At 36.0% G+C, this 18,066-nt stretch carries 18 protein-coding genes; 14 read left to right on the top strand and 4 right to left on the bottom strand.

Features of this window, described 5'->3' with window-relative positions:
• The first annotated feature begins 65 nt into the window (after window positions 1-65).
• The 5 genes from rimO (at window position 66) to EL165_RS11130 (ending at window position 5,389) form a co-directional block, all read left to right on the top strand.
• Window positions 66-1,367, top strand: a complete 1,302-nt coding sequence (gene rimO, locus EL165_RS11150) for a 30S ribosomal protein S12 methylthiotransferase RimO (RefSeq protein WP_002977103.1) — start codon at window positions 66-68, stop codon at window positions 1,365-1,367.
• Window positions 1,368-1,764: 397 nt separating this feature from the next.
• Window positions 1,765-2,385, top strand: a complete 621-nt coding sequence (locus tag EL165_RS11145) for a hypothetical protein (RefSeq protein WP_050791089.1) — start codon at window positions 1,765-1,767, stop codon at window positions 2,383-2,385.
• A gap of 139 nt (window positions 2,386-2,524) precedes the next feature.
• Entirely contained in the window at window positions 2,525-3,127 is a 603-nt protein-coding gene (locus EL165_RS11140; RefSeq protein ID WP_228370500.1) for a hypothetical protein, read from the top strand.
• A gap of 551 nt (window positions 3,128-3,678) precedes the next feature.
• Window positions 3,679-4,050 carry a septal ring lytic transglycosylase RlpA family protein gene (locus EL165_RS11135; protein WP_002977109.1) on the top strand — a complete coding sequence of 124 codons (372 nt, stop codon included), beginning with the start codon at window positions 3,679-3,681 and terminating at the stop codon, window positions 4,048-4,050.
• 101 nt (window positions 4,051-4,151) lie between these two features.
• Window positions 4,152-5,389, top strand: a protein-coding gene (locus EL165_RS11130; RefSeq protein ID WP_429825934.1) for an IS3 family transposase whose coding sequence is annotated in 2 segments (ribosomal slippage) — window positions 4,152-4,500 and window positions 4,500-5,389 — 1,239 coding nt in all. Because the reading frame shifts where the segments join, the coding sequence is not laid out codon by codon here.
• 36 nt (window positions 5,390-5,425) lie between these two features.
• Here EL165_RS11130 and EL165_RS11125 read toward each other — a convergent pair.
• The 3 genes from EL165_RS11125 to porX form a co-directional block, all read right to left on the bottom strand.
• Entirely contained in the window at window positions 5,426-6,190 is a 765-nt protein-coding gene (locus EL165_RS11125) for an exodeoxyribonuclease III (RefSeq protein ID WP_002977122.1), read from the bottom strand.
• Entirely contained in the window at window positions 6,187-6,480 is a 294-nt protein-coding gene (locus tag EL165_RS11120) for a YciI family protein (protein WP_002977124.1), read from the bottom strand. Before EL165_RS11120 ends, EL165_RS11125 begins: the two co-directional genes overlap by 4 nt.
• Window positions 6,481-6,581: 101 nt before the next feature.
• A complete protein-coding gene (porX, locus tag EL165_RS11115; RefSeq protein ID WP_002977126.1) occupies window positions 6,582-8,126 on the bottom strand; it encodes a T9SS response regulator signal transducer PorX in 1,545 nt (514 codons plus the stop codon).
• Between the two features lie 412 nt (window positions 8,127-8,538).
• On the opposite strand from porX, the gene EL165_RS11110 reads away from it, so the two are divergent.
• From EL165_RS11110 to EL165_RS11070, 9 genes are all read left to right on the top strand, one after another.
• A complete protein-coding gene (locus EL165_RS11110) occupies window positions 8,539-9,765 on the top strand; it encodes an HD domain-containing protein (RefSeq protein ID WP_041461405.1) in 1,227 nt (408 codons plus the stop codon).
• Window positions 9,766-9,836: 71 nt separating this feature from the next.
• Window positions 9,837-10,868 carry a UDP-3-O-(3-hydroxymyristoyl)glucosamine N-acyltransferase gene (gene lpxD, locus EL165_RS11105; RefSeq protein WP_041461406.1) on the top strand — a complete coding sequence of 344 codons (1,032 nt, stop codon included), beginning with the start codon at window positions 9,837-9,839 and terminating at the stop codon, window positions 10,866-10,868.
• The gene (locus tag EL165_RS11100; protein WP_002977133.1) at window positions 10,861-12,258 is read left to right on the top strand and encodes a bifunctional UDP-3-O-[3-hydroxymyristoyl] N-acetylglucosamine deacetylase/3-hydroxyacyl-ACP dehydratase; all 1,398 of its coding nucleotides are present in this window, start codon (window positions 10,861-10,863) and stop codon (window positions 12,256-12,258) included. Before lpxD ends, EL165_RS11100 begins: the two co-directional genes overlap by 8 nt.
• Window positions 12,259-13,053 (top strand): acyl-ACP--UDP-N-acetylglucosamine O-acyltransferase, encoded by a 795-nt coding sequence (lpxA, locus tag EL165_RS11095; protein ID WP_002977135.1) that lies wholly within the window; start codon window positions 12,259-12,261, stop codon window positions 13,051-13,053.
• A 65-nt stretch (window positions 13,054-13,118) separates the two neighbouring features.
• The gene (locus tag EL165_RS11090; protein ID WP_002977137.1) at window positions 13,119-13,409 is read left to right on the top strand and encodes a hypothetical protein; all 291 of its coding nucleotides are present in this window, start codon (window positions 13,119-13,121) and stop codon (window positions 13,407-13,409) included.
• A gap of 15 nt (window positions 13,410-13,424) precedes the next feature.
• The gene (efp, locus tag EL165_RS11085; RefSeq protein WP_002977139.1) at window positions 13,425-13,991 is read left to right on the top strand and encodes an elongation factor P; all 567 of its coding nucleotides are present in this window, start codon (window positions 13,425-13,427) and stop codon (window positions 13,989-13,991) included.
• Between the two features lie 67 nt (window positions 13,992-14,058).
• Complete coding sequence (locus EL165_RS11080) at window positions 14,059-14,961, top strand: UDP-3-O-(3-hydroxymyristoyl)glucosamine N-acyltransferase (protein ID WP_002977141.1); 903 nt, start codon at window positions 14,059-14,061, stop codon at window positions 14,959-14,961.
• A 90-nt stretch (window positions 14,962-15,051) separates the two neighbouring features.
• Complete coding sequence (gene sucD / locus EL165_RS11075) at window positions 15,052-15,924, top strand: succinate--CoA ligase subunit alpha (protein ID WP_002977143.1); 873 nt, start codon at window positions 15,052-15,054, stop codon at window positions 15,922-15,924.
• Between the two features lie 16 nt (window positions 15,925-15,940).
• Window positions 15,941-16,612: a porin family protein gene (locus EL165_RS11070; RefSeq protein WP_002977144.1), complete on the top strand. Its 672-nt coding sequence runs from the start codon at window positions 15,941-15,943 to the stop codon at window positions 16,610-16,612.
• 139 nt (window positions 16,613-16,751) lie between these two features.
• On the opposite strand, the gene EL165_RS11065 is transcribed toward EL165_RS11070, so the two are convergent.
• Complete coding sequence (locus EL165_RS11065) at window positions 16,752-18,062, bottom strand: ABC transporter permease (protein WP_002977147.1); 1,311 nt, start codon at window positions 18,060-18,062, stop codon at window positions 16,752-16,754.
• Window positions 18,063-18,066 lie beyond the last annotated feature (4 nt).

Below are 18,066 nucleotides of genomic sequence, written 5' to 3'. Positions count from 1 at the left end.
TGGTTTTTATTTTTTAATCTTAACTCTCTAATATTTTGTATCTTTGCAGACTCAAAATCAAAACGATGCGTACAAAATCTGTAGGGAAGAAGAAAATCAATGTAGTCACTCTTGGATGTTCCAAGAATGTATATGATTCTGAAGTATTAATGAGCCAGCTGAAAGCCAATGGCAAAGAAGTGGTTCATGAAGACCGTGGGGACATTGTTGTAATCAATACTTGCGGATTTATTGATAATGCGAAAGAAGAATCTATCAATACTATTCTTGATTATGTTGAGGCTAAAAACAGAGGTGAGGTTGAGAAAGTATTCGTTACCGGGTGTTTATCCGAAAGATATAAACCGGACCTGATCAAAGAAATTCCGGATGTGGATCAATATTTCGGGACAAGAGACCTTCCTGTCCTCTTAAAACACCTTGGAGCAGATTATAAACACGAATTGGTAGGAGAAAGATTAACAACAACTCCAAAACATTACGCATATCTTAAAATTTCTGAAGGCTGCGACAGACCATGTTCTTTCTGTGCCATTCCATTGATGAGAGGCGGGCATGTTTCAACCCCTATCGAAAAACTGGTTTCAGAAGCTCAGAAACTGGCTAAAAAAGGAACAAAGGAATTAATTCTTATTGCACAGGACCTTACTTACTATGGTTTGGATCTTTACAAGAAAAGAGCATTAGGAGATCTTTTAAAAGAACTGGTAAAAGTAGAAGGGGTAGAATGGATTCGTCTTCACTATGCTTTCCCGAGTGGTTTTCCTGAAGATGTGCTCGATATTATCCGCGAAGAACCTAAAGTATGTAATTATATAGATATTCCTCTTCAGCATATCAATTCAGATTTGTTGAAATCAATGAAGAGAGGAACTACCCATGAAAAAACTGATGCTCTTTTAGGAAAATTCAGAGAAAAAGTTCCTGATATGGCAATCAGAACGACACTTATTGTTGGATATCCGGGAGAAACAAAAGAAAGATTCCAGGAACTTAAAGACTGGGTAAGAGAACAGAAATTTGACAGATTGGGATGCTTTACATATTCTCATGAGGAGAATACAACTGCTTATGTTTTGGAAGATGATATTCCACAGGAGGTAAAAGAGGCAAGAGTAGAAGAAATTATGGAATTACAGTCTCAGATTTCTTGGGAAAAGAATCAGGAGAAGGTAGGTAAAGTATTCAGATGTATTTTCGACCGTAAAGAAGGGAATTACTTCATCGGAAGAACAGAGTATGATTCACCAGATGTGGATAATACAGTTTTGGTTTCCGCAGAAGATACTTACATTTCTATTGGTGAATTTGCAGAGGTCAAAATAACCTCCGCAGAAGAATTTGACTTATATGGAGAATTAGTATAGCTAAATGCTTATTAATCAATTGAAAATAAGGCTGGCTGAATTAATCCGTTAACGAAAATTAACATAGAATTTTTTCTGTTCCTTCTTTTTATTATATTGAAAACCAATTGATTAATATTATATATAATTAGGAATATTTAATTTTTTATCTATAAAGCATATAAAATCAAAAATTATATCTTAAATTTGCGCAGAAAGCAATATTTTTAAATCATGTATTGTCAATAAGTTAATCATTAAAATGAAGCTAAAATTCAATTGGAATAGTTATTTGATCTTTTTTTAGTTTCAATATAATGTTCACAAGTTGGGATGCATCCTTTTTGGAAATATTGATGAAAAAAATGTAATTAAAAATCTTTAAAAACTTATGAAAAAATTTTTATTAACAGCAATTATGCTTGTTGGCCTTTCGGCTCTTTCTAAGGCTCAGCAGGGGCGAGTGGGGATTAACACAACCACACCAGCCGCAACTCTAGACGTAGTAGCAAATACTACTGATAATGCTAGACCTGATGCCTTATTAGTCCCTCGTATGACGGCAGCAGAATTATCCGCTAAGGATGATACTAGTGGAACATATGGCGCACCTCAAAATGGAGCCGTTGTTTACATTACTGCAGGAACCGGAACAGGAGCCAGAAAAGCTAAAATTACTGGCCCAGGTTTCTATTATTTCGACAATACTGTTCCTGAGTGGAAGCCACTTGGTGGAGGTGCTGCTCCTGCTACACCATTCAGAATGAACTTAACCCAAGCTGCTTCTACTGCTTATGACTGGACAAATTCCAACTTTGATTATTGGGAATTCACTAGTGGAACACAACTTACTTTACCAGCTCCTACAGCTTACAACGGAAGAACAATTTATATAAGAAACCAAACAGGTGGTACTCTGCAGTTTTCCGGTACTGATGGAGTTGCTACTCCTAAAGGTATGTCGAGTCTTACGGGAATAGCTGCTATACAGATTTATAGCAACGGTACAAACTGGTATCTAGTTTCAGGTAGAAATTAATTAAAAACATAAAATTAAAATGAAAAATATTTTCTTAAATATAGCAGGCGGTGTATTATTGTTCCTAGGTGCAAACGTAAATGCTCAAATTATTAGTAATGGAAATGTTACCTCAACTTTGAATAATACTAACTATTTCATGGATGCTAGTAATTTTGAGGGATTAGCCAACCAGAGCTATGGTAGAGGTTTAGGGTTTCCAAGAACCAATCTGACTACTTTTACATTTGATACTTCTCCAATGGACAATACTGTAATTGTTTCTGACTTTGATGGTATGGTAGTGTATAATACAGCTACAGGTAATACAGCAACTGGTCAGGGAGTAACTACTGCGGTTGCTCCGGGATTCTATTACTTCTCTAATCCAGGTAATCCAGGTAACATTACTAATGGTAGATGGGTGCCAATGGGAGGTGCTGGTAAAGTAACTATCGGTACTGCTGAGACAACAACTAATACTATTATCAATACTACAGCCGGAGATAAACAGCTTTATGCTATTAAAGGAACTTTCACGGCAAGTGGTACTTCTACAGCTGTAAATATCCCTGCACCTGCTGGAATGTCTGCAATGTATGGAATTACAATCTATAAAGCTGGTACAAATACAGTATATGATAGAAGCCTATATTCTTATACAATTGCTACAACTGCAGGTAATGCAATTACTGGTTCTCCTAGTATGTCTGTAGTTTATCCTTCTGGAACATATGATTATGTACTGGAATATTTAAAATAGAAAAAGTATTAATTACATATTAAACAACCCGATGAGAAATCATTGGGTTGTTTACTTTTTAGAGAGAAGCGTTCTATTATTTAGTGATATTAAATAATATTGATTTAATTTTTACATCATAACATTATAATTACAATCAATCTGAAATTTAACAATGTATCAGGCTGTTAAAATCTAATTCAGAATATTGGATATGGTAGGCTTAAGCAGCTTATTACTGTCATTTTCTTTAGATTTAGAATTTAAGACTTTTATTTTTTAAATGTGTTTTTTTAATTCATATCTTAACATTGTTGATTCTATAAATTATTGATTATTAGGTAATTTTGAATTGGTGTTTTTTAAATTATGCATGAATTAGTTAATTATATTAACTTTTTAAGCTTTTTTTTAACGTTTTTTAACAATATGATTTAAACTCCCTATTTATAGGGTTTCGCAAAGGTTGTTAACGTTTTGTTAGTGTTTTGTTAACTTTTTTTAACACATAGAGTAGGGTTTTATAAAGATTCCTGATACATTTGCTCCGTCAAAACCAATAAAAGTTCAAAATGATGAAAAGATTCATTCTCGTAATCATAATGATGATTTCAACCCTGGGTGTTTATTCTTTTACGAATAATGCCTTAGATGCGAAAAAAACAAGTTATGCATCGTACTACCACGATAAATTTAACGGTAGAAAAACCGCTAGCGGAGAAATCTTTGATAATTCAAAGTTTACTGCAGCAAACAGAACGCTTCCGTTTGGAACAAACGTTAAGGTAACAAACCTTAGAAATGGTAAAGAAGTAATAGTGAGAATTAATGACAGAGGGCCTTACCATTCATCAAGATCTTTAGACATGTCTAAAGCAGCGTTCGATGAGATCGGAGATATCAATCGTGGTACCATTCCGGTCGAATATGAAATTGTCGATTAATTTTATGATTTAAATTAAAAAAAAGCCAGCTGACTCAGCTGGCTTTTTGTATTGATAACCTGTCCCGTCCTGAAATAAGTTGACAATTAATCGACTTATTTATGAAAGATCAAGTATTAAAAAGAGAAAAGCGCACACAAAGAGACTACAGTATAGCCTTTAAATTAAGAATAGTTTCTCAAGTAGAAAACGGCGATTACACTTACAAGCAGGCTCAAAAAGAGTATGGTATCCAGGGAAGAAGTACTGTTTTGGTTTGGTTGCGAAGATATGGTAACTTAGAGTGGAGTAAACCTAAACTTCATACTATGCCTAATTCCAAAGAAACACCAGCTCAAAAAATTAAACGTTTAGAAAAAGAACTAGCTGATGAAAAGCTAAAAACCAAGGTTCTTAATACGATGATTGATATCTCAGATAAACAATATGGGACTCAAATCAGAAAAAAGTTTTCCTCCCAACAATCTTCCAACTCCACAGACAAGGAATAAGTATATCAAGACTGTGTAGATTGTTTGGGATAAGCCGTCAGGCTATTTATCAAGCTAAGCAAAGGATTTTAATCCGGGAAAACCAATTACTGAAGGTAAAATTTCTGGTTCAGGAAATACGAATGAAGTTACCTAAATTAGGAACAAGAAAACTTTATCATCTTCTTAAAGAACAGCTCATACAGGAAGATGTCAAATTGGGAAGAGATGCTTTATTTGCCTACTTAAAAAGAGAGAATATGCTAATCCGTAGACAAAAGAAATATATTAAAACAACATTTTCAAAGCATTGGCTTAGAAAGCATCCCAATCTGTTGAAGGATTTGAGAGTAGAGAAAGCGGAACAGGTGTTTGTAAGCGATATAACTTATCTTAAAACCAAAGAATCTACATGTTATTTATCTTTGGTAACAGATGCCTATAGTAGAAAGATCATGGGATATTCATTAAGTTCAAATATGAACACTGAAAATGTTGCGAAAGCTTTAAAAATGGCAATAAAAAATAGAGGTTCAAGTGGCCCATTAATTCATCATTCAGATAGAGGTTTGCAATATTGCTCTGGTTATTACCAGAAAATACTTAATAAGAATGAAATCAAACCGTCAATGACTGATGGTTATGATTGCTATCAAAATGCACTGGCAGAAAGGGTGAATGGAATATTGAAACAAGAATTCCTTTTTTATAAAACAAAGAATATGCAAGATCTAAACTCATTAGTAAAAGAAAGTATTTATCTTTATAATACTAAAAGACCACATCTAAGCCTTAATATGCAAACTCCAGATAAAGTGCATAAAAAATCCGAAGAAATAAAATATCTCTCCGGATTAAATATTGTTTAATTTATGTCAACCTATTTTAGGACGACTCAACCTTTCTTATATATCCAATTCCACCAAAGCAGGACAATGGTCAGAATGTACTGCTTCCTTTAAAATAACAGCTCTGCTGAGCTTATCTTTTAAACTATAGGAAGTAAAATTATAATCCAGTCTCCAGCCCTTATTCCTTTCTCTTGAATTTTGTCTGTAGCTCCACCATGTGTAATTATCCGGTTCATTGTTGAAGAATCTGAAACTGTCAATAAGTTCACATTCATTAATGAAGTTGGTCATCCACTCCCTTTCCATAGGAAGAAATCCTGAAACATTTTTCAGGCCAACCGGATTGTGAATATCAATAGCCTCGTGACAGATATTGAAATCACCCGATATAATCAGGTTGGGAATTTCTTTTTTTAAATTCTTGATGTATTCAAGGAAATCGTAGCAGAACTGCATTTTAAAATCCAGTCTCTCAATATTGGATGCAGAAGGAACATAGACCGAAATAGCAGAATATCCGTCAAAATCTGCACGGATAATTCTTCCTTCATTATCATAGCTCTCGATTCCGCAACCGAACTCTACATGGTTGGGTTTTATTTTTGAAGCAATTCCGACTCCGCTGTAGCCTTTTCTTACTGCTGAGTGCCAATAACTATGATATCCTAATTTTTCAAGGCTTTCGATGTCAATCTGATCGTTTCCGGCTTTACTTTCCTGAATACAGATGATGTCCGGATCCGCAGTCTTCAGCCAGCCCAGGAAATCTTTTGTAAAAGCAGCCCTGATTCCATTGACATTGTAGGTAATTAATCTCATGAGTTTTCTATAAAAATTTTAAAGTTTTCATTGTACTTTGACGGGATGAATTCTGTAATGGCATAATCAGCAATTTCGTGAATATAAAAAGGATCTTCAGAAATGATCTGCTCTGCTTCTTTTCTGGACTCTGCGTTGGTGATAATAATCCCGCCCGTTCTGGGTTCTTTTCTTCCTGAGGCAATGAAACGCCCGGCTTCATAATGTCTGTCAAGGAAAATATTGTGCTGTGGAATAAGCTGCTCTACCTTTTCAATAGAACTTTTATAAGTAAGCGAAATAATGAACATGATTTATTTTTTACGAAGATATGAACTATAAAAAAGAGGCGGAAAAAATCGCAAGATTTTTTCCGCCTTTAAACCCAAAATTAAATAAACTATGAAAAAAACTACTTGGGTTCTAAAATACTGATAGGAATAATACACTCTTCCAGTGAAATTCCCCCATGCTGATAAGTTTCTTTATAGTAATTAACAAAATGATTGTAATTCTTAGGATAAGCCAGGAAAGTATTGTTTTTAGCAAAAATATACTTCGAGCTCAGGTTTCCTTTTGGAAGGAAAAGTTTTTCAGGATTGGTAATTGCCCATACATCACTGTCATCATAAGTTAAGCTTTTACCGGTTTTATATCTGATATTCGTAGAGGTTTCTCTGTCTCCCACCACTTTACTTGGTTTTTTAACATACACTGTTCCATGATCAGTTGTAATGACCAGTTTGTACCCGTTTTCTGCAGCGGCTTTTATAATTTTCATTAATGAAGAGTTTTCAAACCAGTTGAACGTAAGAGAACGGAAAGTCTTATCATCACGGATCAGCTGATCTACAATATGGTTGTCAGTCTTCGCATGGGAAAGGATATCAATAAAGTTGTAAACAATTACCAGCAGGTCATTGTTTTTATGCTGGTTAAAATCATCATAGATCTTTCTTTCAAAATCTGCATTCAGTACTTTAAGGTATTTCATAGATTTTGATCCGAGACCGATTCTCTTCATCTGATCTTCAAGAAAGTCACGCTCAAACTCATTTTTGTTTCCTTCTTCATTGTCATTAAACCATTTGTCCGGGAAACGTTTTTCAATTTCAGATGGCATTAATCCTGCAAAGAACGAGTTTCTTGCATACTGTGTTGCTGTAGGAAGGATACTGTAGTAATAATCTTCAGATATTTTATTGTAATATTTTGTGAACAAAGGTTCAATTACTTTCCACTGATCATAACGAAGGTTGTCTACCATCAGAAGAAGAACTTTCTCTTTTTCAACTTCAGGCTTTACTTTCTCCTTGAAAAGCGTGTGGCTCATCATCGGCTTATCCGAATCTGTAAGCCAGTTTTCATAATTCTTCTCAATAAACTTCGCAAACTGAATATTCGCTTCTTCTTTCTGAGACTGCAGAAGATCAGCAAATTCATTGTCGGCCACTTTATCAAACTTGATTTCCCAACTCAGGATTTTCTTATAGTATTCAGCCCATTCCTGATACGTTCTCAAATAAGAAAGTTCCATAGAAAGGTTTCTGAATTCCTGCTGGTACTGTAAAATAGTTTTCTGTTCAACAAGATTATCCTGCTGAAGGTTTTTCTTTAAGGAAAGTAATATCTGATTAGGATTTACAGGCTTTAATATATAGTCGGCAATCTGGGAACCGATAGCCTCTTCCATAATATGTTCTTCTTCGCTTTTGGTAACCATAACGATTTTTAAGGCATTATCTTTTTCCTTGATCATAGGAATGGCTTCCAGCCCGGAAATGCCCGGCATATTTTCGTCAATTAACGTTAAAGCAAATTTCTCTGAATCCATAAGTTCCAAAGCCTCGTTCACATTGTTAACAGGCGTTACCTGGTAACCTTTCTTTTCTAAAAATACGATATGAGGTTTAAGTAAATCTATTTCATCATCAATCCATAATATCTTTTCTGACATAATTTATTTTTTACATGGTTATTGTATCAAAATGTTGACCAAATCCTTTTAAAATCTCACAAAATCGAAATATTAAAAGTTAAATATTAGTTAAATGGAAATGCTCGGGCAGATTTCACATTTTTATCCCATTTAATCACTGGTTTGTATATACTCCAAAGCCTTCCAATACTTTATCTTTACTAAGATTATCTGCTTTCTATCAAAGGTAATCCTTTAATACAACAGCTGCAAACCGTTTGTAAAGAAAATCTGAATTGATGAGCAAATAACTCAGAAAATTTTAAGACTGGTTGAAGATATTTGGTTAAATAAAAAGTATAAAGAATGCTTGGCTCAATTTTTTAATGGTAATTTAATAAAAGGCTCAATTTTAAAATGCCTAACTTTGTTTACCAATATTGAAGTTTCAATGCAGAATAAGCTAAAAATCATCAACGATCCTGTTCACGGATTTATAAAAATTCCACACGAAATTTTATTTGACATCATTGAACATCCTTATTTTCAAAGGTTGAGGAGAATCGGGCAAACCGGTCTTTTGAATCTGATATTTCCCGGTGCTACCCATACAAGATTTCACCATGCTCTGGGAGCAATGCATTTGATGTTTACAGCCCTGGAAACACTAAAACAGAAAGGAGTGAAAATTTCTGAAGAGGAGGAAAAAGGAGCGATGCTGGCTATTCTGATGCATGATATTGGTCATGGTCCGTTTTCGCATGCGCTGGAAAGCATGCTGATGGACGACTGGCATCATGAAAATCTTTCGTTACTGCTGATGAACAAGCTGAATGAAGAGTTTAAAGGGCAGCTTTCCATGGCCATTGAAATGTTTCAGGGAAAATACCACAGAAAATTTTTCAACCAGCTGATCTCTTCCCAACTAGATGTTGACCGTCTGGATTATCTTAAAAGAGACAGTTTTTTTACCGGAGTATCAGAAGGAAATATTAATACCCAAAGAATAATCTCCATGATGAATGTCTGTGAAGAAGGCGAGTTGGTCATTGATGCAAAAGGTATTTATTCCATTGAAAATTTTCTGACTGCCAGAATGTTTATGTATTGGCAGGTATACTATCATAAAACGTCGGCTTTGGCAGAGTTTCTTTTGGTTAAAATTCTTGAAAGAGCAAAATATCTGGTTTCCCAGGGTGTGGAACTGCCCGCAACCGATAATCTCAAATATTTTTTATACAGGGAAAAGAGTGCTGCAACCGATGAAGATATAGAAAGGTTTACCAGGCTTGATGACAATGACGTGATACAGGCAATGAAGGAATGGCAGCATTCAGATGATTTTGTGCTGTCATATTGGTGTAAATGTGTAATTCAGAGAAATTTGCCTAAAACCATTATTTCGTCACATCCATTTGATCAGAAAATAATTGACGAAAAAATAAAAAAGAGTAATGAATTTTTCGGAATCGATAATGGTAATGAATTGGTTCATGAAATTAAAAGAAAACTGCTGCCTTATCATGCAGAGAAACAGCCGATTTATTTGTTGCAGAAAAATGGTAAAAGAACAAGGCTGCATGAGTCGGAAGATCAGCTTTTATCGGGGTTGATGGTGAATAAGACAACCCGCTATATCCTTATGTTTCCAAGAGATATCTCCGGAATGGATTCTTAAAGAATATTAAAATTTACGATCTGAAACTAAAACGTGTTTGCAAATTATAGAATTTCTTATCTTTGCAGAATATGGAATTCACAGCTTCGCAAATTGCAAGTTTTATTGACGGAAAAATAATAGGTGACGAGAATGCGCTTATTACAGGAGTTTCACCAATTGAAAATGGGGAATCAGGACATCTTTCTTTTATAGCACAAGATCGGTTTTCTCATTTTTTGGATAGCTCAAAATGTTCTGTTATCATCGTTTCGGAAAAACTTCTGGAGAAAAATCATTATAATCCTACCCTAATCGTTGTAAAAGATGCCTATCTTTCTTTTCAGATTCTGATGAATTTATATCAGGAAATGCAGGGGAGAAAAGAAGGTATTGAAAATGGTTCTTCCATTCACGATACAGCTGTTATAGGAGATAAGGCCTATATAGGGGCATTTACTTATGTTTCCGAGAAAGCTAAAATAGGGGAAGGTTCACAGATCTATCCGCATGTATATATAGGAAAAGGAGTAAAAATCGGTAAAAACTGTAAGATAGACAGTGGTGCCAGAATTTATGATTATTGTATTATTGGAGATAACTGTGTAATTCATTCGAACACGGTAATTGGCGGTGACGGATTTGGTTTCCAGCCAACAGCCGACGGCTTCAAAAAAATACCGCAGCTTGGAAATGTTATCATTGAAGACGATGTAGAAATTGGTTCAAACTGTAGCATTGACAGAGCAACAATAGGTTCTACCGTTATTGGTAAAGGAACCAAGATTGATAACCTTATTCAGATTGCCCACAATGTGAAAATTGGTCAGAACAACGTAATTGCAGCCCAGGCAGGAATTGCAGGTTCTACTACAATTGGTGACTGGAACCAGATCGGCGGCCAGGTAGGCGTTGTAGGACATATTAAAATAGGGAATCAGGTAAAAATTCAGGCACAGAGCGGTGTAAATTCCAGCGTTAATGACAAGGAGACATTGTATGGTTCGCCGGCAATCAGTTATAATGACTATTTGAGAAGCTATGTTCATTTCAGAAACCTGCCTGGAATAGTAAGTAGAATAAATAATCTTGAGAATAACTCAAAAGATAATACTAATGAGTGATATGCAAAAAACACTTCAGCAAGAGGTAACTCTTTCTGGAATTGGTCTTCACACGGGTAAAGAAGTAAAACTTACCATTAAGCCTGCTAAAGAAAATACAGGTTTTGTTTTTGTAAGAACAGACTTGGAGGGACATCCTCAGGTAGAAGCAGATGTAAATTATGTTGTAGCAACAGAAAGAGGAACTACATTAGAAAAATTAGGGGTAAAAATTACCACTTGCGAGCACCTTTTAGCAGCCCTTGTTGGTTGTGATATTGACAACGCAATTTTAGAAATGGATGCCTCTGAACCTCCAATTTTAGATGGATCTTCAAAATACTTTGTGGAAGCTATCGAAAGTGTTGGAGTAGCAGAACAGAGCGTAGCAAGAGAATATCTTGTTGTAAAAGAAGTTCTTACTTACAGTGATCCGGCTACAGGTTCGGAAATCACGATCATTCCATCAGATACTTATGAAGTAACTACAATGGTAGATTTTGGGACTAAAGTATTAGGTACTCAAAATGCCACTCTTAAAAATATTTCAGAATTTAAAGACGAAATCTCATCAGCAAGAACATTCAGCTTCCTGCACGAGTTGGAAATGCTTTTGGATCACGGTTTGATCAAAGGTGGAGATATTTCCAATGCCATCGTATATGTAGATAAAGATCTTACTCCTGAAACTACAGAAAAACTAAAGAAAGCCTTTGGAAAAGATAATGTATCCATCAGACCAAACGGGATTCTCGATAATCTTAATTTAAACTATCCTAACGAAGCTGCTAGACACAAATTACTGGACGTAATCGGTGACCTTGCTTTGGCAGGTGTAAAAATAAAAGGTAAAGTTATCGCGAACAAACCTGGGCACTATGTGAATACCCAGTTTGCGAAAAAACTAAACCGCCAGTGGAAATTGCAGAAAAAGAAAAACGTTCCGGATTTTGACCTTACCAAGGAGCCGGTATTCGATATCAACGGCATTATGAAGCTTATGCCTCACAGACCTCCGTTCTTATTGATTGATAAAGTTCTTGAACTTTCAGACTCACATGTAGTAGGTCTGAAAAATGTCACAATGAATGAACCATTCTTCGTAGGACATTTCCCTAAAGAACCTGTAATGCCTGGAGTTCTTCAGGTAGAAGCATTAGCACAGACAGGAGGAATTCTTGTACTGGCCAGCGTTCCGGATCCTGAAAACTATTCTACCTATTTCATTAAAATTGATAAGGTGAAATTCAAAAGAAAAGTAATTCCGGGAGATACGCTGATCTTCAAAATTGAATTAATAGAGCCTATCAGAAGAGGAATTGTTCATATGCAGGGGTATGGATATGTAGGAGACACTGTAGCAGTAGAAGCAGAGCTTATGGCTCAAGTTGCAAAAAATAAAGTTGATTAAATGATTCATCAATTAGCAGCCGTAGATAAACGTGCGAAAATCAGCAAAAATGTAATCGTAGAACCTTTCACTACCATTGCAGGGGATGTAGAAATTGGAGAAGGAACATGGATTGGTCCGAATGTTACCATCATGGATGGAGCAAGAATAGGGAAAAACTGTAGGATTTTTCCCGGGACAGTAATCTCTGCAATTCCTCAGGATCTGAAATTTGATGGTGAAGATACCCAGGTGATTATCGGCGATGATACAACAATCAGGGAATGCGTTACGGTAAACAGAGGTACAAAAGCTCTGGGATATACTAAAATAGGTGCTAACTGCCTTATTATGGCTACTTCGCATATAGCCCATGATTGTGTTATCGGAGATCACGTTATCATTGTAAACGGTTGTGGTATTGCAGGACACGTGGAGATAGGAGATTATACGGTAATGGGAGGCTTGTCAGCCGTTCACCAATTTGGTAAAATCGGAAAGCATGTAATGATTTCCGGAGGTACTCTGGTAAGAAAAGATATCCCGCCTTACGTAAAAGTAGCCAGAGAGCCTATGTCCTATGCAGGTATCAATTCGGTTGGTTTAAGAAGAAGAGGATTTACCAATGAGAAAATCTTTGAAATCCAGAAAATCTACAGAGCTATTTTCCAGATGAAGATGAACGTTTCCCAGGCTATTTCCCATATTGAAAAAGAAATGCTTCCAACGGCTGAAAGAGATGAAATCTTACAGTTTATCCAAAATTCACCAAGAGGTATTGTAAAAGGGTACGGTACCGGAAAGGACAGAGAATAAGTTACCCCAATATTATCAGACAATGAAAAGCTTAATTGTACTTACACTTTCTGCGACATCTTTTTTTGTTTGGACAGCAAACGGAAAAGACTGAAACTGTAAAAAAAGAAAAGCCTTTTACCATAGAAAGACAGCTTTCTCAAGAGTCTTATGATAGTATTGCAAAGAATAATTTAAATGGTATTCTGAAACAGAGAAATACGGGAAGTTCAATTTTTGGAACAGCTGATCAGTATAAATCTGATATTCAGATGAATGTAAACAGATTGAATAACAATGTGAATGCATTCAATAATAATATATTTAACAGAATGATGCCTCAGGGGCAGGGAATACAGTTTAATAAAAGAAAATAAATATTTACATAATTAATGGCAACAAGTAACGATATCAGAAAAGGGCTGTGCATAGAGTATAGCAATGATATTTATAAAGTAATCGAGTTTCTTCACGTAAAACCGGGAAAAGGACCTGCTTTCGTAAGAACAAAATTAAAGTCAGTAACTAACGGTAAAGTAATTGACAATACTTTCTCAGCTGGACACAAAATTGATGAAGTAAAAGTAATCACCAGAAAATTCCAGTATCTGTATGATGATGAGAACGGATTCCACTTCATGAACAATGATGATTTCTCTCAGTTATACATCAACAAAGAAATGATTGAGAACTCTCAGTTTATGAAAGCTGGTGAAGAAGTAACCATCATTTTGAAAGAAGCTGATGAAACTCCGCTTTCTGCTGAACTTCCACAATCAGTATACCTTGATGTGATTGAAGCTGATCCGGGAGTAAAAGGAAACACAGCAACAAATGCTCTTAAAAACGCAATCGTTGAAACCGGAGCAAGAGTAATGGTTCCTTTGTTCATTGAACCGGGAGACAGAATTAAAGTAAGCACTGAAGACGGCAGCTACTTAGAAAGAGTAAAAGAATAAATAAAATGTACATAAATTCGGTTTGCATCAGCACTCCGAATTTTGTTTTATAAGAAAATCTATTGTTATGAGATTCCATTCTCCGCAAAAGCTTAAAACCATTGCAGATTTAATAGGCTCAGCATTTGTAGGGCCTGAAGATTTTGAAGTATTGGGGACCAATGAGATTCACATGGTAAAACCAGGTGATATCGTTTTTGTAAATCATCCTAAATATTATGACAAAGCATTAAACTCTGCAGCCACTATTATTTTAATTGATAAAGAAGTAGAATGCCCGGAAGGCAAAGCGCTTCTGGTTTCTGATGATCCTTTCAGAGACTTTAATAAAATCAATACTCATTTCACCAGAATATATAATTTCACAGAAGAACTTCACGATGTTGAAATAGGAGAAGGAACAAAAATCCATCCTTCTGCAGTAATTGGAAACAATGTGAAAATCGGAAAAAACACCCTTATTTTTCCAAATGTTGTCATTGGAGACCGTACAGAAATCGGAGATAATGTGATCATCCAGTCCGGTACGGTTATCGGTGGAGATGCTTTCTATTACAGAAAGCTGAATGGTAATTTTGACCGTTTAATTTCTGTAGGAAACGTTATCATTGAAAACAATGTTGAAATTGGAAACAACTGTACTATTGACAGAGGAGTTACAGATTCTACAGTGATTGGGGAAGGATCCGTTTTGGACAACCTTATTCAGATCGGTCATGATACCGTAATCGGGAAAAAATGCCTTATTGCTTCTCAGGTGGGAATTGCAGGATGCTGCATCATTGAAGACGAAGTGACCATGTGGGGACAGGTTGGAATTGCATCCGGCCTTACCATTGAGAAAGGCACAGTTCTTTTGGCCAAAGCCGGAGTGAACAAAGACCTCAAAAAAGGAACCTATATCGGCCTGTTTGCAGAAGATTTTAAAGGCTATCTGAAAAAAGAAGTAAAACTGAGAAATCTCAAATAAACAATTCCAAAGGTTTTGTCCGAAATCAAAGAAATTTGAGTAAATTTGTGAGCATTAATAAAATAATAAATAAATTAAAACAACAATAAAATGTCAATTTTAGTAAACAAAGATTCTAAAGTAATTGTACAAGGATTTACAGGGAACGAAGGAACTTTCCACGCTGGTCAGATGATTGAATACGGAACAAACGTAGTAGGTGGTGTTACTCCGGGAAAAGGAGGTAGCGAGCACTTAGGAAAACCGGTATTCAATACAGTTGCTGACGCTGTTGAAAAAGCAGGAGCAAACGTAAGTATCATTTTCGTACCGCCGGCATTCGCAGCAGATGCTATCATGGAAGCTGCTGAAGCAGGAATCAAAGTAATTGTATGTATTACTGAAGGTATTCCTGTAGCTGATATGGTAAAAGTGAAATCTTATATCGCTGACAGAGACTGCAGATTAATCGGACCAAACTGCCCTGGAATCATTACTTCTGAAGAAGCTAAAATTGGTATTATGCCAGGTTTCGTTTTCAAAAAAGGAAAAGTAGGTATCGTTTCAAAATCTGGTACTCTTACTTACGAAGCTGCTGATCAGGTTGTAAGAGCAGGTTACGGTATTTCTACTGCAATCGGTATCGGTGGTGACCCAATCATCGGAACAACGACAAGAGAAGCGTTAGAGCTATTTATCAACGATCCTGAAACTGAAGCTGTTGTAATGATTGGTGAAATTGGTGGAGGTCTTGAAGCTGAAGCTGCTAGATGGTACAAAGCAAGCGGATCTACTAAACCGGTTGTAGGTTTCATTGCCGGACAAACAGCTCCGAAAGGAAGAACAATGGGACACGCTGGTGCTATCGTAGGAGGTGCTGAAGATACAGCTCAGGCAAAAATGGAAATCATGAGAGAAAACGGTATCAACGTTGTAGATTCTCCTGCAGATATCGGTGCTACTGTAGCAAAAATTTTAGGATAACATAAAACCACAGCATATGAAAAAACTTTTATTAGCCTCAGCTTTGACCCTTTCTGCTTTATCCTTTGCACAAGTGCAATGGAAAAGTACAAGATTTGGGGTGACAGGAGGTTTAAATTACTCCAGAGTATCTAATGCCCATAATCCTTCAGGCCCTAGATACACATTCCAGGCTGGAGCTTTGGCATTAATTCCCGTAGGAAAGGCAAATCAGTTCTTTATTCAACCTGAAGTTCAGTACTATGGTGCTGGAGAAACAGGAAAGGATAAGGATGCTAAAGGAGTAAGCGGTTATGACGCAGTATATGCAAATAACTACCTGAGTGTGCCTCTTTATTTCAAAGGCTATTTTTCTGAAGCAGAATCAGAATTCTTTGGATTGATAGGACCAAGATTTAACTTTTTGCTAAGTCAGAACGTTAAAGACGCTCCTGTAAGCAGACCTTATTATGACCCGGATGTTACCGATCCTAACCAGCCGGCAGGCGTAAATGGAAAGGCAAACAGCTTTAACTGGGGACTTGGGCTGGGAATAGGATATAGCTACAAAAGACAGCTTGAAGTTGCTTTAAAATATGACTTAGGTCTGGGAGACACTTACCCTGGTCTTGCTAAAGAAACCAAAGGTACTGATAAGAAAAAATCAGAGCAGGTAATTGCCCTTACTTTAAGCTATATATTCAAATAGAAATATTTCAGAATAAAAAAATCCCGGAAACAAAGTTTCCGGGATTTTTATTTTTTATATCTGTCGGTAAATCGAACAATTTTCTTAGCTTTTTTGCTATTTTACGATTTCGCCATTTTGGCATTTAACGATTTAGTAGCTAGCCTTTAATCCATTTCCAAAGTTCTTTTAAAGTAGCCTTATTGCCATACATCAAAATCCCTACACGATAAATTTTTCCTGCAAGGAAGATCATAAAAATAGTGGTTGCCAGCAGTAGGACAATAGATAATGCTATTTGCCAGACAGGGACTCCAAACGGGATTCTGGCAATCATAGCCACCGGTGAAGTAAATGGAATAATAGATAGCCAGAAACCTAACGGACCATCAGGATTATTCATTAAAGAAAAGCTTCCATACATTCCTAATGTCAAAGGTAAAATTGCAAATAACGTAAATTGTTGCGTCTCTGTTTCGTTATCTACAGCAGAACCTATTGCTGCATAAATAGAGCTATAGAAGATATAGCCTAAAAGGAAGAAAACAATAAATACAAAGATGATTAACGGGAAGTTCAGTTCCAGTAAGCTGTGAGAAATCTGAGTGGCAAGCTGTCCTACATCCAGTTTGTCAGCCAGTTCTTCATTCCCTCCCGGAATATTTTTCTGAATAGGAGAAAAACCTGTATTTAATACCAGTGCACCAATTACTGACATTGTAATCCAGATCACGAATTGTGTCAGTGCAACCATTGTTACCCCAAGAATTTTACCCATCATCAGTTCAAAAGGTTTTACAGAAGAAATAATGATTTCCACAACACGGTTATTCTTTTCCTCAAGCACACTTCTCATTACCCTTACCCCATAAATAATGATGAACATGAAAGTGACGTACATCAGTACCATACTCAATCCGGATTTAACCCCAAAGATAAGATCAGAATCTTCCTTATTGTTATCCGTAACATTGATGGTTTTTAAGGTAAAGCTTTTATCCAGATTATTCAATTGAACTTCCTGGATACCCAGCTGCTTGATTTTTTCTTTTCTGACAACATTGCTGATATCAGATACAATTCTCTGTTTTGTATCAAATCCTATTTTGCTGTTGATGATCAGTCTGGTATCATTTTCAAGCTGATCAAAATTCTGGTTTTTCAATTCCGGAAGAATAAGGATGCCGTCCAGAGATTCATTACCTTTCAAATTGTTAATCTTGGATTTTTCGTCAGCTGCAGAGACAAAAACGTAATTTAATTTTTCATTGGTTTTCAGCTGGTTGGTAAACAATCCGCTTTTATCCACCACTTCTATAATGCTATGCGATTCATTTGCTTTAAACATTAATCCGATCACAGCCCCGAAGGCAATGATCATAATAGGAGCAAGCAGGGTCAATATGATGAAAGATTTTTTCTTAACCTGTGTAAGAAACTCTCTTTTGGTAATTAAAAAAATATTATTCATAAAA

The organism is Chryseobacterium gleum (assembly GCF_900636535.1).
Classification (GTDB): Bacteria; Bacteroidota; Bacteroidia; order Flavobacteriales; family Weeksellaceae; genus Chryseobacterium; species Chryseobacterium gleum.
The sequence above is the reverse complement of the archived record's forward strand: the minus strand, read 5'-3'. Positions and strand labels throughout refer to the sequence as shown.

Coding starts and splice junctions, on each gene's coding strand:
- rimO (WP_002977103.1), top strand. CDS start 66: ATGCGTACAAAATCTGTAGGGAAGAAGAAAATCAATGTAGTCACTCTT.
- EL165_RS11145 (WP_050791089.1), top strand. CDS start 1,765: ATGCTTGTTGGCCTTTCGGCTCTTTCTAAGGCTCAGCAGGGGCGAGTG.
- EL165_RS11140 (WP_228370500.1), top strand. CDS start 2,525: ATGGATGCTAGTAATTTTGAGGGATTAGCCAACCAGAGCTATGGTAGA.
- EL165_RS11135 (WP_002977109.1), top strand. CDS start 3,679: ATGATGAAAAGATTCATTCTCGTAATCATAATGATGATTTCAACCCTG.
- EL165_RS11125 (WP_002977122.1), bottom strand. CDS start 6,190: ATGAGATTAATTACCTACAATGTCAATGGAATCAGGGCTGCTTTTACA.
- EL165_RS11120 (WP_002977124.1), bottom strand. CDS start 6,480: ATGTTCATTATTTCGCTTACTTATAAAAGTTCTATTGAAAAGGTAGAG.
- porX (WP_002977126.1), bottom strand. CDS start 8,126: ATGTCAGAAAAGATATTATGGATTGATGATGAAATAGATTTACTTAAA.
- EL165_RS11110 (WP_041461405.1), top strand. CDS start 8,539: ATGCAGAATAAGCTAAAAATCATCAACGATCCTGTTCACGGATTTATA.
- lpxD (WP_041461406.1), top strand. CDS start 9,837: ATGGAATTCACAGCTTCGCAAATTGCAAGTTTTATTGACGGAAAAATA.
- EL165_RS11100 (WP_002977133.1), top strand. CDS start 10,861: ATGAGTGATATGCAAAAAACACTTCAGCAAGAGGTAACTCTTTCTGGA.
- lpxA (WP_002977135.1), top strand. CDS start 12,259: ATGATTCATCAATTAGCAGCCGTAGATAAACGTGCGAAAATCAGCAAA.
- efp (WP_002977139.1), top strand. CDS start 13,425: ATGGCAACAAGTAACGATATCAGAAAAGGGCTGTGCATAGAGTATAGC.
- EL165_RS11080 (WP_002977141.1), top strand. CDS start 14,059: ATGAGATTCCATTCTCCGCAAAAGCTTAAAACCATTGCAGATTTAATA.
- sucD (WP_002977143.1), top strand. CDS start 15,052: ATGTCAATTTTAGTAAACAAAGATTCTAAAGTAATTGTACAAGGATTT.
- EL165_RS11070 (WP_002977144.1), top strand. CDS start 15,941: ATGAAAAAACTTTTATTAGCCTCAGCTTTGACCCTTTCTGCTTTATCC.
- EL165_RS11065 (WP_002977147.1), bottom strand. CDS start 18,062: ATGAATAATATTTTTTTAATTACCAAAAGAGAGTTTCTTACACAGGTT.